The 15585-nt window shown below is 62.9% G+C and carries 16 protein-coding genes and 1 tRNA gene; 9 read left to right on the top strand and 8 right to left on the bottom strand.

Annotation, left to right across the window (positions count from 1 at the left end; all coding sequences use genetic code 11):
• Window positions 1-6: 6 nt before the first annotated feature.
• The gene (locus tag CXY70_RS13855; protein WP_104192936.1) at window positions 7-1281 is read left to right on the top strand and encodes a CDP-glycerol glycerophosphotransferase family protein; all 1275 of its coding nucleotides are present in this window, start codon (window positions 7-9) and stop codon (window positions 1279-1281) included.
• 11 nt (window positions 1282-1292) lie between these two features.
• Here CXY70_RS13855 and CXY70_RS13850 read toward each other — a convergent pair whose 3' ends face one another.
• Window positions 1293-2138: a hypothetical protein gene (locus tag CXY70_RS13850; RefSeq protein WP_369852633.1), complete on the bottom strand. Its 846-nt coding sequence runs from the start codon at window positions 2136-2138 to the stop codon at window positions 1293-1295.
• Between the two features lie 148 nt (window positions 2139-2286).
• Between CXY70_RS13850 and CXY70_RS13845 the strand changes: the two genes are divergently transcribed.
• Entirely contained in the window at window positions 2287-2628 is a 342-nt protein-coding gene (locus tag CXY70_RS13845) for a helix-turn-helix domain-containing protein (RefSeq protein WP_104192935.1), read from the top strand.
• On the opposite strand, the gene CXY70_RS13840 is transcribed toward CXY70_RS13845, so the two are convergent.
• From CXY70_RS13840 to CXY70_RS13830, 3 genes are all read right to left on the bottom strand, one after another.
• A complete protein-coding gene (locus CXY70_RS13840; protein WP_104192934.1) occupies window positions 2604-3377 on the bottom strand; it encodes an ABC transporter ATP-binding protein in 774 nt (257 codons plus the stop codon). The two genes, CXY70_RS13845 and CXY70_RS13840, sit on opposite strands and share 25 nt — an antisense overlap.
• Window positions 3377-4177, bottom strand: coding sequence for an ABC transporter permease (locus CXY70_RS13835; protein ID WP_233205941.1), 801 nt, complete (start codon window positions 4175-4177; stop codon window positions 3377-3379). The genes CXY70_RS13840 and CXY70_RS13835 overlap by 1 nt, the downstream gene beginning before the upstream one ends.
• A gap of 120 nt (window positions 4178-4297) precedes the next feature.
• Window positions 4298-5020, bottom strand: a complete 723-nt coding sequence (locus CXY70_RS13830; RefSeq protein WP_255412043.1) for an NTP transferase domain-containing protein — start codon at window positions 5018-5020, stop codon at window positions 4298-4300.
• Between the two features lie 1009 nt (window positions 5021-6029).
• Here CXY70_RS13830 and CXY70_RS13825 point away from each other — a divergent pair.
• From CXY70_RS13825 to CXY70_RS13815, 3 genes are read left to right on the top strand one after another with little or no spacing between them, the layout of a single operon-like run.
• Window positions 6030-6872: an ABC transporter ATP-binding protein gene (locus CXY70_RS13825; protein ID WP_369852721.1), complete on the top strand. Its 843-nt coding sequence runs from the start codon at window positions 6030-6032 to the stop codon at window positions 6870-6872.
• Window positions 6848-8422: a hypothetical protein gene (locus tag CXY70_RS13820; protein WP_104192932.1), complete on the top strand. Its 1575-nt coding sequence runs from the start codon at window positions 6848-6850 to the stop codon at window positions 8420-8422. Before CXY70_RS13825 ends, CXY70_RS13820 begins: the two co-directional genes overlap by 25 nt.
• A 32-nt stretch (window positions 8423-8454) precedes the next feature.
• Window positions 8455-8739 (top strand): DUF3039 domain-containing protein, encoded by a 285-nt coding sequence (locus CXY70_RS13815; protein ID WP_104192931.1) that lies wholly within the window; start codon window positions 8455-8457, stop codon window positions 8737-8739.
• Window positions 8740-8757: 18 nt separating this feature from the next.
• On the opposite strand, the gene CXY70_RS13810 is transcribed toward CXY70_RS13815, so the two are convergent.
• The gene (locus CXY70_RS13810) at window positions 8758-10119 is read right to left on the bottom strand and encodes a nicotinate phosphoribosyltransferase (RefSeq protein ID WP_255412042.1); all 1362 of its coding nucleotides are present in this window, start codon (window positions 10117-10119) and stop codon (window positions 8758-8760) included.
• Window positions 10120-10160: 41 nt separating this feature from the next.
• On the opposite strand from CXY70_RS13810, the gene murI reads away from it, so the two are divergent.
• From murI to CXY70_RS13790, 4 genes are all read left to right on the top strand, one after another.
• Entirely contained in the window at window positions 10161-11033 is an 873-nt protein-coding gene (murI, locus tag CXY70_RS13805) for a glutamate racemase (protein ID WP_104192929.1), read from the top strand.
• A 9-nt stretch (window positions 11034-11042) separates the two neighbouring features.
• The gene (gene rph, locus CXY70_RS13800) at window positions 11043-11777 is read left to right on the top strand and encodes a ribonuclease PH (RefSeq protein WP_104192928.1); all 735 of its coding nucleotides are present in this window, start codon (window positions 11043-11045) and stop codon (window positions 11775-11777) included.
• Between the two features lie 3 nt (window positions 11778-11780).
• Window positions 11781-12374, top strand: a complete 594-nt coding sequence (gene rdgB, locus CXY70_RS13795; protein ID WP_104192927.1) for an RdgB/HAM1 family non-canonical purine NTP pyrophosphatase — start codon at window positions 11781-11783, stop codon at window positions 12372-12374.
• 96 nt (window positions 12375-12470) lie between these two features.
• Window positions 12471-13379 carry a cation diffusion facilitator family transporter gene (locus CXY70_RS13790; RefSeq protein WP_104192926.1) on the top strand — a complete coding sequence of 303 codons (909 nt, stop codon included), beginning with the start codon at window positions 12471-12473 and terminating at the stop codon, window positions 13377-13379.
• Window positions 13380-13392: 13 nt separating this feature from the next.
• Here the strand turns inward: CXY70_RS13790 and CXY70_RS13785 are convergent, their stop codons facing one another.
• The 3 genes from CXY70_RS13785 to CXY70_RS13770 all read right to left on the bottom strand — a co-directional run bounded on the left by CXY70_RS13785 (window position 13393) and on the right by CXY70_RS13770 (window position 15515).
• Window positions 13393-14127, bottom strand: coding sequence for a DedA family protein (locus CXY70_RS13785; RefSeq protein WP_199183456.1), 735 nt, complete (start codon window positions 14125-14127; stop codon window positions 13393-13395).
• 320 nt (window positions 14128-14447) lie between these two features.
• Window positions 14448-14529, bottom strand: a tRNA-Leu gene (locus CXY70_RS13775).
• A gap of 41 nt (window positions 14530-14570) precedes the next feature.
• Complete coding sequence (locus tag CXY70_RS13770) at window positions 14571-15515, bottom strand: LysR family transcriptional regulator (protein ID WP_104192923.1); 945 nt, start codon at window positions 15513-15515, stop codon at window positions 14571-14573.
• Window positions 15516-15585: the final 70 nt, after the last annotated feature.

Below are 15585 nucleotides of genomic sequence, written 5' to 3'. Positions count from 1 at the left end.
TGACCGGTGGAAATTCGCAAAGATGTCAGGCGTGCAGTCAAACTGGTCAGGGATGTTGTGGCCTCCCGCAAAGCCCAGCACGAACTCCGCGGTCCGCTGAAATCGCGGGAGCTGCGCGAAGACAACCACTTCAAGATTGCCGTGTACTTTGCTGACGGACCCGTCAACATTTACCAGATGCGGCAGTGGTACCAACCCCTCGCCACCCTCGCCAAGACGTGGCCGGTACTCGTGATCAGCCGCACCGGCGGTGGCACCCTGAAGCTCATGGACGAGGCGCCTATTCCAGTCGCCTACGCGCGCACGGTACCCCAGCTCGAGCAGATCGTCGCCGAGCAGGATATTCGCATCGTGTTTTACGTCAACCAGAACCCGCGTAACTTTCAGATGATGCGCTACGGGCGCTGCTGGCACGTTTTCATCAACCACGGTGAGAGCGACAAGATGTACATGATCACCAACCAGTTCAAGGCTTACGACTATTCGTTCGTCGCGGGGGACGCGGCACTCGCCCGGCTGGACCGGGTGCTCTGGGACTACGACTTCGACAAGCGCGCCATTAAGATCGGGCGCCCACAGGCCGACTATTTCAGCGGTGAACTACCCTACGTGCCCGATGAACGCCAGGTCGTGCTCTATGCACCCACCTGGGAGGGGGACAGGGCCGCCGCGGCTTACGGCTCTGTCGCCACCCACGGTGTCGCGCTCGTCAGCGCGCTGCTGGCCTCCGGCACCCACCGCGTCATCTACCGGCCGCACCCACGCAGCGGCGTCGTCGATCACAGCTACGGGGCCGCCAACAAGGCCATCATCGCAGCCATCGCCGCGGCCAACGCCCGAGATCGGCGCGCGCAGCACGTCTACGACTCTGGCCCGGACCTCGGCTGGCAGCTGGCTGCAGCAGATATCGCCATCGTCGACATCTCCGCCATGGTCTACGACCGGCTCGCCACCGGCAAACCACTCATCATCACCCGCCCCGTCAACCCGACGGCCGTGATAGACACGAGCGGTTACCTCTCCGACTGCGAGTGGCTGCCTGTCGATCATGCCGCCGACATTGTGCTCGCCGTCGACCGACTCACCCACGATGAGGCGGCGGTCGATCGCCTGCAGGGCTGGGTACACCGTTATTTCGGTGACACGGAGCCCGGCGTCGCGACCGAACGCATCCACGCGGCCGTGCAGCACTTGATGAATGAGTGGGACCGGTTCGCGGCCGTGCACGAAACCGACAGTGCGATCGTGCCCGATGCTGCAGACAATCCCGGCGGGGCGTAGTACGCCCGAAGCTACGTGTCTTCGGGCTTGGTCGGCCACGAGGTGGATGCCGCCGGCTCGGCCGAGATGGCCGTCACCGACTTACCACGGGGCTTTTCGCGAACCTTGATGGCGGGCACTTGCGGGTCTAAATCCGGCCGAAAACCGGCTGGGGCCGGACCGAAGGCGAGGCGCGACGCGCGCATCACCTTGGTACCCAGAATGTGGTTTCCGGCACCGCCGATCACCGCGCCGATGCCGAACGGCAGGGCTTTGCCCAGCAGGCTCGCGCCGCCGCGGGTGGCGAACTGGCGCAGAAATGTACTCTTAAGTCGATCGGTGAGCGGGCCGAGAACGGCGCGGGGAAGGCTGTTGGTGATGAGCTCACCCCAGTAGGTGTTTCGTGCGGTTCCCGAACCGGTCACCTGACCGGCGAGTTGGCGTACCAGATCGCTTCCCTCCCGGCCGAGCATCATCGTCATGACGAGGGCGCGGGCGCGATCCGGGTCTTCCACCGCGATTCCATGCACCTCGCTCACCGATTGGGTGAACAACGCCGTCGCTTCGAGAAATCCGGCGGTTTCCACGCCCGACAGTGCGAGGGTGATTCCGGTGCCGACGCCGGGAATGACCGCGGTGGCGCCCACCGCAGCACCGCCGGTCGTGACTGCCGCGAGGTAGCGTTTTTCCAGAATGCGCACGATTTGTTCGGGGGTGGCCTGGGGATTGCGCCGTCGAATGCTGCGGATATGTGCGAGCACGACGGGTCGGTGAATGGCCAGTACCCGATCAAAGCCCTTGACGAACCCGCTGGGGAGCGCACCGGCTTGCGGAGTGCCGCCGGTCGACGACAGCATCGGTACGCTCTTCCTCGCCATTGCTCGCCTTTCTCGGTGCGTCTGGTCGAGTTTACGTGGTGCACCGGGACGCAGGCTGGGTTACATGGGCGGGCCCGGAGACAAACACTATCTTTGCCCAAAAGTCCACCCGCTAGTCAAGACTCCACTGTGCCGCTACAACTGAGTAATGCTTGAGTCCAAATCAGAAGCCTCTCGACTGCTCGGCCTGCGCCTGCGAGAGCGCCGCCTTGCGCTCGGGTTCAATCAGGAGTCCGTTGCTTTGCTCGCCGGACTCAACGTCTCAAACTATGCCCGCATCGACCGCGGGCATGGAAACCCGACAATGTACACGCTCGTTCGGCTGGCGGCCGTGCTGCAACTCGAATTGAGTGAGCTCCTGACCGGCCTGGCTGTCGAGCACCTGCCGCCGACCCGCGACTCGTACATCGCGATCGATTTTCGACGTTCCCAAAACGTCACGGCGAATCGAGGTCTGGACTCGGGTCAGGTTGCTGGTTTGACGCCGTAGTCGGTGTTGTACCGTGCGAGCACGTCCGTGATGGGCCCGTCGAGCACCAGGTCGCCCTTGTCGAGGTACAGACCGCGGGTGCAGAAGCGCCGCAGGTCCCGCTCATTGTGCGAGACGATGAAGAGGGTACGCCCGCCCGCGAGGAGTTCCTCGATGCGGCGATAGCATTTTTCCCGGAAAGCTTTGTCTCCCACGGCCAAGACCTCATCGACCAGCAGAATCGGCTCTTCGAGCCGGGATATCACCGCAAAGGCGATTCGTACTTTCATCCCGCTCGACAGGTGCTTATATGGTGTGTCGATGAAATCGGCGATCTCGGCGAATTCGATGATCTCGTCGAAGCGTTCCGTGATCTGCTTGCGTGTCATGCCGTGCAGGCCAGCCGTCAAATAGACGTTATCGCGCACACTGAGGTCGTCCACGAACCCGCCGGTGATCTCGATCAGTGGTGCCACGCCCTCCGTGACGTGCACTGATCCCTCGTCGGGCAGCACGACTCCGGTGACGAGTTTGAGCAGGGTCGACTTGCCTTGCCCGTTGCGCCCGACGACTCCGATGGCTTCGCCCGGCTGCACGGTAAAGGAAACGTGCTGCAGGGCCCAGAACTCGCCGGGTCGGCTGCGCCGTTTGCTCGCACCAAAGAGATCCTTGAAATTTCGACGACCACGCCGATTCCGTCGAAAGCGGATGCCGACATTCTGCAGAGAGATCACCGGCGTTCCCGTGGCTGACGCCCTCACCTGAGTCATTAGATCTCCTTCAGAACGGCACGTTCGGTGCGGCGAAAGACCAGCAGTCCGAATCCGAGGAAGACGAGGGACAGACCTGCGCTGATGGCGACGGCGAACCAGTCGAGCTGCTCGGGAAAAAATGCCGAGCGATACAGGCTGAAAATGCCGGTCAGCGGGTTGAACGCAGCCCAGAAGTGCAATTCGGGCGGTAAGTCGGAGGTGCCGTAGATGATGGGGGAGGCGTAGAACAAAAACCGCAGGATGAGTTTGACGGCCCGTTCCAGGTCACGGAAGAACACCACGAGCGGGGCGACGAGTAGTCCGACGCCAGCGGTCAGCATCGCCTGAATTACGATCGCGAGGGGGAAGAACACTGCGTCGATGCTGAGTTCAGCGCCAAACAGGACTGCGAACAACACCAGCACCGGAAGGGACGCGAGAAACTCGATGCCCTTGGACAACACCAGGCGGTTCACCCAGATGGTGCGGGGGATACGGGTAGAGCGGATGAGTTTCGCCTCGCGCAGAAATGCGCGGGTACAATCCGAGGTTGCACCGTTGAACCACATCCACGGCAGCAGGGCGGCCAGAAGGAACACGATGTACGGGGTGTTGCCGACGCTGCGGTCGAAGACCTGGGTGAAGACGAACCAGTAAATGCCAGCCATCACGAGCGGATCGAGAATGGACCAGAAGTAGCCGAGCGCCGAGGTCGAGTAGCGCACGCGCAGATCGCGTTGCGTCAGCAACCACAGCGAATGTCGATACCGGGCGATCGGCGTGCGCTGTTCGGGGCGCACCTGGGCGTAACTACTCACGCCGTCTATCGTATGGGAGCGCGCGTAGCGTTCCGTGCCAGTCGGTGCTGGTTCCCGATGCAGTGATGACGAACCCCCCACGCCAAGGCGCAGGGGGTTCGGATAATGCGGGTGCGTTGGCTAGACGAACAGGTTGGCGCGCTCGAGGTCTTCGGCGAAGTCCACTTCGACGGCATAGAAGTCAGAGATGTTCACCGGCTCAACCAACATGCGGTTCTGTTCGATGGCCAACTCGATGCCGCGCTCGAAGTAGTCCTGGTCGGCGACCCGGGTCAACTGGCGGATCAGCGTTGCCTTGTCGGCGCTCGACACGTAATTGATACCGACGGCCTCCCCGAGGCCGTTCCTGACGGTCTTCGACAGCTCTTTGATGAAGCCTTCGGCGCTTGTGGTGTACTTGACTTCTTCGTCGGACACCTTGTCAGTGTTGACGGTGACGAAGGACTGGTCCCGGGCCATCATGGCGGCAGCGCGGTCGAGAATGGCCGGGTCGAAGACTACATCCCCGTTCATCCAGAGTACGCCGCCGGGCTTCGAGGCCTGCAGGGCACGCAGCAGACTCTTCGAAGTGTTGGTCTGGTCATACTCTTCGTTGTAGACGAAGGATGCCTGCGGGAACGCTTCGATGATGTGCTCTAGCTTGTATCCGACGACAATCGTCACCTTGGCAGCATTGCCGAAGGCGTGGTTGATGTTGTCGAACTGTTGCTGCATGATCGTACGGCCGTCGCTCAGCTCGGTGAGCGGCTTCGGCAGTGAGCGCCCGAGACGGCTGCCCATACCGGCCGCCAGAATGACCACTTGCGTCTTAACTGCGTGGGTCTTAGCCGCCTGCGTCGTCACGATTATCTCCTCAAGAATGGTTGGGGCTACGCCGCAAAACCCGCTCTCGTTGCGAAGAGTTTGCTTAGGATTCACCCACATGTTCACGTAAAGACACACCGTTATGTCATTCTCACCATAACCTGTTGTCTCAATATGAGGAAAGAATCACCTCAGCACGTGTCCATTTCGTGACCGGGCATAGAGCGTACTCACAGGTTGAAATGGCTGCCAACTGCTGTCGTGCCCTCAAGTCGGCGGTCCTTGGTAGGTTAGCGGAGTGACTTTTGTGCCGCCCCACCCTGAACGCGACGACGAGCCTGTCGTGGACCGTTCCGCCGAATCGATGGCACCGCTCCCCACCGAGTCGGCTGCCACCGAGTCGGCAGCCACCGAGTCGGCAGCCACCGAGTCGGCAGCCGGCAATCCGGAAGTGCGCAAGCCAGCAGTTCGTAAGCCGGCGGCCAGCAAGCCAGCAGTTCGTAAGCCGGCGGCCAGCAAGTCGGCAGTTCGTAAGCCAGCGGCCAGCAAGCCGGCAGTTCGTAAGCCGGCGGCCAGCAAGCCGGCGGCCAGCAAGCCGGCGGCGGTCAAGTCAGCCGACACTCAGGCGGTTCCGGACGAAGGCGCACGTAAGCCGGCTGTGAGCCAACCGGCTGTGAGCCAACCGGCTGTGAGCCAACCGGCTGTGAGCCAACCGGCTGTGCGCAAACCGGCTGTGCGTAAGCCAGCCGTGCCTAAGCCAGCGGCCGGTGAACCAGCGGCGGCTAAACCAGCGGTTCGTAAACCAGCAGTGCGCATGTCGACGACGCCCAGAAAGCTGACGACGCCAAAGTTATCGGACGTTGCCCCGTTAGCCAGGACGACTGAACAGACACTCGCCGAGAACGCAACCGACGAAACGACGCGACCCTACGCGACCCGCGATGCGCTCGTCGGGGTCAATGCGGAACAGCCGCATTCAACGCCGGTCCCACCGCTGCCTGATCCAACCATCGATTCATCCCCACAGGAAACGCCCAAGACGGCCACAATTCGCACCAACTCACAGCCAGCCGCGAAGGCCGGCACCTCTCCGGCGGCGGAGTCGGCGAAGAAGCCCGCCGTCATTGAAACTCCGTTAGTCATTGCAGCCCGAGGACTCGTGAAGAGATTCGGCCACAACGTTGCGGTCTCCGATCTCGACCTCACCGTTCGAGCCGGTTCGTTCTATGGCATTGTCGGGCCGAACGGGGCCGGAAAGACCACGACCCTGTCGATGATCACCGGATTATTACGGCCGACCGCCGGAAATATCACGGTGCACGGTATTGATGTCTGGGCTCGGCCGAACGAGGCAAAGCGTGTGATGGGCGTTCTGCCCGACCGGCTTCGACTTTTTGACCGCCTCTCCGGGGGGCAACTCCTCTACTATGCTGGCACCCTGCGCGGCCTCGACAACGACACCGTGCGCAGCAGGTCGGCGGACCTCGCTGCAGCTTTTGGCCTCGAGGATGCCCTCAACCGTCTTGTCGCGGACTACTCCGCCGGCATGACGAAGAAAATCGCCCTGGCCTGCGCGATGATTCATTCCCCGCGGGTGCTCGTGCTGGACGAGCCGTTCGAGTCGGTCGACCCGGTTTCTGCCGTCAACGTCACCGAGATTTTGCAGAAGTATGTGGCCGCCGGTGGCACTGTCGTGCTGTCCAGCCACGGCATGGATCTGATCCAACGCGTCTGCGATCATGTCGCGATCATCGTGCAGGGCCGCGTTCTGGCAGCAGGAACCATCGACGAGGTCCGTGGTTCAAAGTCGCTGGAAGATCGGTTCGTCGAGCTCGCCGGTGGGCGCAAGGTCTCGGAGGGCATGGAATGGTTGCACAATTTTTCGGACTAAAACTTCGGTTGCTCGCCAACCTGTTTCGCCGTAGCCCCTGGCAGGTCGTCGGCCTGGTCGTCGGACTGCTTTACGGTCTCGGCGTCTCCATCGCAATTCTCGTTGCACTGATCACCCTGCGGTTCGTCGGTGACCCTTCATTGATTCGCGATTCACTTACTGTGGCCGGATCGGCCGTGGCGCTGGGTTTTCTGATCATCCCGATCGTGGTCGGCATCGACGACAGTATGGACCCCCGTAAGTTTGCCTTCCTCGGCATACCGAACCGTTCATTGTCGCTTGGACTGGCCGGTTCGGCGCTCATCGGCGTTCCGGCGCTCGCCCTGACGGTCGTGCTGCTCGGCACCGTGGTCACGTGGTCGCGCGGCATCGGGCAGACTTTGCTCGCTCTGATCTCCGCAGCACTGATCCTCTCGACCTGCATTCTGCTGTCGCGAGTGAGCGCATCCCTTGCGGCCTTTCTCCTGTCGACCAGACGCTCGCGCGAGTTCACCGGGCTGATCGGTGTTGTTGTGCTGGTCTTGATTTCGCCGCTTGTCGTGGTGCTGTTCAGCACGGACTGGGGCCGTCATGGCCAGACCCTGGTAGCCACTCTCGCCACGATTCTGGGCTGGACTCCGCTCGGAGCAGCGTGGGCTGTTCCCGGTGACGCCTCCACCGGCGCCTGGGGTGCGGCCATTCTTAAACTGCTCATAGCCGTCGGATTCGTCTACGCGCTCTGGCTGATCTGGCAGTTCGTCGTGGCGCGCATGCTGGTCTCGCCCGGCCGTGAAGCAGCGGCGAAACAATATTCCGGGCTGGGTTGGTTCGATCGGCTGCCGCACAGTTCCGTTGGCGCGATCGCCGCCCGTACCTTCACTTATTGGGCGCGCGACTCACGGTACTGGGTGTCGCTGATCATGATTCCGATTGTGCCAATCATCGCGATTCTGCCACTGAGTATCGTCGGTGTGCCACTGCACTTCCTCGCGCTCGTGCCGGTGCCTCTGATGTGCATTTTTCTCGGGTGGACCATGCACAATGACGTTGCCTACGACAGCACGGCGATCTGGCTGCACGTGGCGTCGGGAACGCATGGCGTGGCCGACCGGATCGGCCGGCTCCTTCCAGCGCTTGTCATGGGCATACCGCTCATCGGCATTGGCTCGGTTATCAGCGTTTCGTTGTACGGCGACTGGTCAGTGCTTGTATCGATGCTGGGCGTGAGCACGTGCATCCTTTTGGCCGGTTTAGGGTTCTCAAGCTACACTTCCACTCGTTTCCCCTACCCGGTCACCAAGCCAGGTGACAGCCCGTTCGCCCAGCCTCAGGCCGCAGAAACGGCCGCGGCGGTAGTGCAGTCGCTCACCTTCACGGGCTCAATCGTCGTGGCGCTACCCGCGCTCATTTTCGCCTACCTCGGAATCGCTGAAGATCCGGTTTGGCACCTGCGCGCCCTTGGCGCCGGCCTCGGCCTCGGCCTCGTGGCCGTGGTCGCGGGAATTTGGGTCGGCTCCCGGGCCTTCGACCGGCGCGGTCCAGAGATGCTGGCTTCTGCTCAACGGGCCTGACCCGTCGTGGCCAGAGTGTTTAGACTGGTTCCATGATTGAATTTCGCGCGAGTATTGCAGAGCCCGGCCAGCCCGGCGGCGGAACGTCCACGCTTGATCGTGAGCTCGAAGAACTCCTGAATCAGGAGCAGATCGAACCCGGCGATCACGAACGTTTCTCGCACTATGTTCCCAAAGACAAGATTCTCGAATCGGCTATCTCGGGCAAACCGGTCAAGGCACTGTGCGGCAAGAAATGGCTGCCGGGACGCGACCCCGAGAAGTTTCCGGTGTGCCCGACATGTAAGGCCATCTATGAGAAGATGAAGGCCAAGTAGCGGGTATTTTCCCCGGGCTTAGCGGTAGGAGGTCGGAATCACGGCCTCGCCGCGCCCCAGCCGAAAAGCCTCGATTGGCAGCTCCTGCATTACGGATGCGTTGTGCGCACGTGCGCGCAGCGTTCCAGCCGGCCCCAGATAACGTTCGTCGACAGTGCCGTCGGTAATCAGCGGAACCAGGAGTGCTCGTTCCAGGCCGCTGCGAGAATCGAAACTGCCGCCGGGGCCGTCGCCGAGCAGGATGATCTCTTCCTGGGCGGTACCGACGGCATCTACTCGACGAAGCGCGCTCTTACGGCCACCGATGGACAATTTCGCGGTCGATGTTTTGGCGACGGAGATCCAGTCGTCACCATGGCCCTTGTGCGCGACGAGCTTGTAGACCAGACCGGCAGCCGGTTCTCCCGAACCGGTGACCACCGAAGTGCCGATGCCGAAAGCGTCGACTGGGCTGGCCGACAGTGCCGCGATGGCGAACTCGTCGAGGTCGCTGGTGACGGTGATTTTCGTGTTGACGGCACCGAGAGAATCGAGTTGGGCTCGGGCCGCCGCAACGACGATGGGGAGATCGCCGGAGTCGATGCGAATCGAACCGAGCTCCGGCCCGGCGATTTTGACCGCTAGTGCGATGCCGGCCGGCACATCGTAGGTGTCCACGAGCAGCGTCGTGGCGGGACCGAAGGCATCCACTTGCGCCTGGAACGCTTCTTCCTCGCTGTCGTGCAGCAAAACGAACGAGTGCGCCGCTGTTCCCATGGTGGGCAGGCCCCACTGACGGCCGGCTTCCAGGTTGCTCGTCGACGCGAAGCCGGCAATGAATGCTGCACGGGCGGCGGCGACCGCTGAGTGCTCGTTGGTGCGACGGGATCCCATCTCGGCGATCGGGCGGCCGAGGCTCACTGAGACCATGCGGGCGGCGGCGCTGGCGACCGAGATGTCGTAGTTGAGCACGCTGAGAATGAGGGTCTCCAGAATGACACCCTCGGCGAAGGTGCTCTCCACCAGCAGCAGGGGCGATCCGGGAAAGTACGCTTCGCCCTCCTGGTAACCCCAGACGTTGCCGCTGAAGGAATAGTCGGCCAGGTAGTCGAGGGTCGGAGCGCGCACGACGGCGTTGTCGGCGAGCCAGGTCAGTTCCTCAGTGGTGAAGCGGAATTGGCGAATCAGCTCGAGCAGACGGCCGGTACCGGCGACGATTCCGTAGCGCCGGCCGGTGGGCAGCCGCCGGGCAAACGCTTCGAACATGCACTCACGGTCGGCGGTCCCGCTCTGGATAGCGGCGTCCACCATCGTGAGCTCGTACCGGTCGGTGCGTAAAGCCGGGGTGCGGGCGGTGGGGCCGCCAGGCGCTGGCGCGGGATACGTTGGGGACGGAGTCACCCGGCACAGCTTATCCGCTTGTCGGGCTAGGCTTGATCTCCGTGACGGATACACCGATTGGTATTTTTGATTCCGGAGTCGGCGGCCTGACCGTTGCCCGGGCGATCAAGGACCAGTTACCCAACGAGTCCATCCTCTACATCGGCGATACGGCCCACTCGCCGTACGGGCCCAAGAAAATAGCCGACGTACGGGAGTTCGCCCTTGACGTGCTCGACGATCTCGTGGCGCAAGACGTGAAACTGCTGGTGATCGCGTGTAACACGGCTTCAGCAGCGATGCTGCGCGACGCCCGCGAACGCTACAGCGTGCCCGTGATCGAGGTCATTCAGCCAGCCGTGCGCCGCGCCGTCGCAACCACTCGCAACCAGCGAGTGGGAGTCATCGGCACCCTTGGGACTGTCAATTCGCGTGCCTACAACGACGCCTTCGCCGCAGCGCCCCAGATCACGCTGTTCAGCCAGGCCTGCCCGCGGTTTGTTGAGTTTGTCGAAGCCGGCGTCACGACCGGCGCCGAGGTGCTCGCCGTCGCCGAGGAATACCTCGCGCCGCTGCGCACTGCAGGTGTCGATACCCTCGTACTCGGCTGCACCCACTATCCCTTTCTGCGCGGTGCCATCTCGTATGTGATGGGAGAAGACGTCACCCTGGTCTCGAGTGATACCGAAACGGCCAATGACGTTTACCGGGTGCTGGTGAGTCAGGGCCTCGAACGCGCACGAACGAGCCCGCCCAGCTACCGTTATGAGGCTACCGGCGACAGTGCCGAGGACTTTCTGGCCCTGGCCCATCGTCTGATCGGACCCGAGGTTAGCCGCGTCGACCTGATCGAGACCGGCACGCTCAACCTTGCCGAACTGGCCGCATCCGCCCTGAGCGGTTCCCCGTCTTCCCCTTCACACCCGAATCACTAGGAGCACACTGTGACCGAGACCCTGCGCGCCGATGGGCGCACCAACGACGAACTGCGCCCGATCACGATCGAGCGCGGCTGGAGTGACCAGGCCGAAGGCTCAGCCCTGATCTCTTACGGCCGAACCAAGGTGCTCTGCACGGCGTCGTTCACCAACGGCGTTCCGCGTTGGATGAGCGGCAAGGGCAAGGGCTGGGTCACCGCCGAATACTCGATGCTGCCGCGCTCGACGAACAGCCGCATGGACCGCGAATCGGTCAAGGGCAAGATCGGCGGTCGTACCCACGAGATCAGTCGCTTGATCGGTCGCAGCCTGCGCGCGGTCGTCGATATGAAGGCGCTCGGCGAGAACACGCTCGTGCTCGACTGCGACGTGTTGCAGGCCGATGGAGGAACCCGCACCGCGGCCATCACCGGCGCGTACGTCGCCCTCGCCGACGCACTCGAGTGGGGACGCACCAAGAAGTTCATCTCGCAGAAGGCGCAGCCGCTCATCGACAGCGTCTCGGCCGTGTCCGTTGGCATCATCGGCACAGTGCCCATGCTCGACCTCGCCTACACCGAAGACGTGCGCGCTGACACCGACATGAACGTCGTCGTGACCGGGCGCGGCAAGTTCGTCGAGGTGCAGGGCACCGCCGAAGCTGCACCGTTCGACCGCAGCGAGCTCGACGTTCTGCTCGACCTCGCCCTGAAGGGCGCCGTCACCCTGACCGAGTTTCAGACCAGCGCACTGGAGCGTTGAGCGGTGCAGATCGTTCTCGCCACGCACAACGCCCATAAGGTCGAAGAGTTGCGGCGCATCCTGGCCGCCCAGTTGCCTGGCATCGAGGTGCTCGCCTATGACGGCCCTGAACCGGTCGAGGACGGCATCAGCTTCACCGAGAATGCCCTGATCAAGGCGCGTGCCGCTGCCGCTCATACCGGGCTGCCGTCGATCGCCGATGACTCGGGCATCTGCGTCGACATTCTTGGCGGGGCACCGGGAATTTTTTCGGCGCGCTGGTCGGGACCGGCCAAGGATGCCGGTGAGAACCTGCGTCTGCTGCTCTGGCAGCTCAGCGACGTTTCCGAGGAGCACCGTGACGCCCACTTCACCTGTGTGGCCGCTCTTGCCCTGCCCGACGGCACCGAGCGGGCTGTGACCGGTGAATGGCCAGGACAGCTTCTGTTCCAACCGGCCGGCGCCAACGGTTTTGGATACGACCCGATCTTTCTGCCCGAAGGGTACGCTATTTCGGCGGCCGAGCTCTCGGCCCACGTAAAGAACCAGGTCAGCCATCGGGCGATCGCGTTTGAGGGTCTCGTTCCGGTGCTGCGTGAGGTGCTCAGCGCCTCTTAGTGCTCGATCGGGTATCACTCGGATACTGAGAACGGCATTCATTCCCATCTAGCCCGTCGGCTGGCGAGCGGGTGCGCGCGGCTCTAACGTTGAGCCATGGGCCACGATCACGCGCACGGCACCGACTCGAACCGGAGACGACTGACCCTCGCCATTGGCATCGTGTTCGTCGTGCTGCTGCTCGAGGTGATCGGTGCGTGGCTGACCGGATCGCTGGCTCTGCTCGCCGATGCGGGGCACATGCTGTCCGACCTGTTCGGGCTCATCGTTGCCCTGACAGCCACCGTCGTGGCGTCACGCCCGGCGACGGACCGAGCCACCTTCGGTTTTCAGCGCACCGAGGTGTTTGGCGCGCTGATCAATGGGTTGATCCTGCTCGGCGTGGCCGGTGTCGTTTCGGTCGCAGCGATCGCCCGCCTGGTCGCTCCGAGCGAGAACGCTGTGCTGCCGGCCCCCATGCTCGTCGTTGCCATCATTGGGCTTGCAGCGAACATCGTCGCGGTGCTGCTGCTTCGCCCGGCGGCCGCTGGGTCGATCAACATGCGTGGCGCCTACCTCGAGGTGCTCGGCGACGCCCTGGGATCTGTTGCCGTCATCGTGGCCGCCATCAGTATTCTGGTGACGGGTTTTGCCGAAGCGGATGCCATCGCCTCGCTCGTTATTGCCGCCATGATCGTTCCGCGTGCTTTCATGCTGTTACGTGACGTCGTGCGCGTGTTCAGCCAGTCCACGCCGGCCGATACCGATATCTCCGAGATTCGGCGCCATCTGCTCGGCACGAATGGTGTGGTCGCCGTGCATGATGTGCACGTCTGGGCCATTACGAGTGGTGCGCACGTGTTCACCGCGCATATCGTCGTGGAGGCGGCCGTGCTGGCGCACGGTACCGACGCTTTGCTTGATGAGCTGTCGGGATGTCTCAGCAAGCATTTCGACGTTGCGCACTCAACCTTTCAGCTGGAACCGGCCGAGCACGCGGAGCATGAAGACCGCCAGCACCGCTGAGACGGTAGCGGCTTCAGCCCTCGTGGCGGCCGGTGTGGTTGGTGTTGAACGTTTCGGGGGCGAGTAGGTGACTGCCCGTGACCGTGGTGGGCAGGCCGCGCAGTCGACGGGCCTTCACGGCTGACTGCACATAGTGGTACACCGTGGGAATGAGGGTGATGACCACCGCGCTGAGCAAGATCAGGTCGATGTACGACGTGACGAATTCGGCCACCGGCGGAATGTAGCCGAGAAAGTACCCGCCGAAGGTCAGGCCGGTACCCCAGAGCAGAGCGCCGATAAGGTTATACAACGTGTACTTGCGGTAGTCCATGTGGCCGACGCCGGCGGCGACCGGTGCGAAGGTGCGCACAATCGGCACGAACCTGGCGACGATGACAGCGACGCCACCGAATCGCACGAAGAAGGCATTGGTGCGGTCGACGTTTTTAATGCTGAAGAGACCGGATTCTTTGCGCTCGAAGACGCGGGGACCAAATTTATGCCCAATCAGGTAGCCGACTTCACCGCCCAAAAAAGCAGCAAACCCGATGGCGAGTGCCACCCACCAGATGTCGATCTGGATGACGCCGGCAGCGGGGAACGCGAGCAAGCCGGTGATGATGAGCAGGGTATCGCCCGGCAATAGAAAACCGACCAAGAGGCCGGTTTCGGCAAACACGATCGCACAGACGACGAGCAACGCCCACGGGCCGGCCGATTCGATGATCTGGGTTGGGTCGAGCCAGGGAATCAGGGCGGTGTGAATCACGCGGGGAACTCCAGTCGGCGGAGGGCAGACGTTCGGGTAGCGACGGCGGGTGCCGAGACACAGGGTAGCGCCTAATGGTGAGAAAACGCCGGGCCGTCGACCCCTGACAGGCGCCTCGTCAGGCGGTTGTGGGCTGGTCTTGAAGTCGCCGACTGCGGCATCTGCAGCGAGTCGCCCGTGATGAACGGAACGAATACCCTGAGAAAGGGCATCGTTTCGGCGAAGACCGAGCCACGAATGAGCAAGCACATAGGAGAGAACGGCGCCCGTGAGAGAGCATCTTCCACTGTGCTGAGCGGTGCGAAAAGTGGACCATGTGCGGGAGAGGGGACTTGAACCCCCACGCTCGAAAGCACAGGAACCTAAATCCTGCGTGTCTGCCAATTCCACCACTCCCGCTGGTGCCTTCCCAGTCTAGTTGGCCAGCCGCGCGCCAGGGTCTAGTTGGCTGGGTCTGTTCCTGTAGTGACGTTTCGGCCGAGTAGCGCCGGCGCATAGGACTCCATTTGCACCCGGAGCGCCGCGACGAGCGCTGCGACCGCCGGCAGCCGCAATGACTCGGTGCGTAAAACCATCCAGTACGGCAGTCGTTCCTGAAAATCGTCCGGAAGCAGGCGCACCAGATCTGCATGCTGATCGGCCATAAAGCAGGGCAGAAAACCAATTCCCGCGCCGGCCCGGGTTCCCTCGACGTGAACGAACACGTTGGTCGAGCTGAGTGATTCCCGCATCTCGGGCACGAGCCGCCGGGGGGCATCGAGGTCGTCGACCTGAAGCATGGAATCCACGAAATAGACGAGCGGATGCTCGGTCAGGTCGGCAATGGTGGCCGGTGTGCCGTGGGCCTTGAGGTAGTGCCGTGAGGCGTACATTCCGAGGCTGTAGTAACCGAGCAGAATTGACTCGGCCCGATGCACTTGCGGCTCACCCACGACGACTTCAATATCCAGCCCCGAACGGTGCTGTAGGGCGCGGCGGGTGACGGTGACGATTTCAACCCGCAATAGCGGATGCCGGCGCTGCAGTAAGGCCACGGCCGGGGCAGCGATGTAGGCGCTGAAGCCGTCAGTCGCCGACATGCGTACCACCCCGGAGATCTGCTGGGCTTCGTCGTCAGAACCGCGCAGTAAGCTGACGGCCGATTCCACGCCCTCGGCCGCAGTGCGGGCGCGTTCTCCGAGCTCGGTCAGTTCCCACCCACCCACGGCGCGGGCCAGCAGGCGGCCGTCGAGGGTCTTTTCGAGGGCGCTGATGCGCCGAGACACGGTGGTGTGGTTGAGGCCCAGGCTTTCAGCCGCGGTCGTGAATCGGCCGGTGCGGGCGACCGCGAGAAAGATGAGGAGATCATCGGGATTGGGGGCGACACTGATGCCGGGAAAGGTCATATCTGCAATTATGCACACGCCCTCTGTCGTTTTGGCTCTTGATGCTCCGCCCGTCGTGCGTGAATACTCG

Origin of the sequence: Cryobacterium sp. Y82, from assembly GCF_002929495.1 — a bacterium.
GTDB lineage: Bacteria > Actinomycetota > Actinomycetes > Actinomycetales > Microbacteriaceae > Cryobacterium > Cryobacterium serini.
The sequence above is the reverse complement of the archived record's forward strand: the minus strand, read 5'-3'. Positions and strand labels throughout refer to the sequence as shown.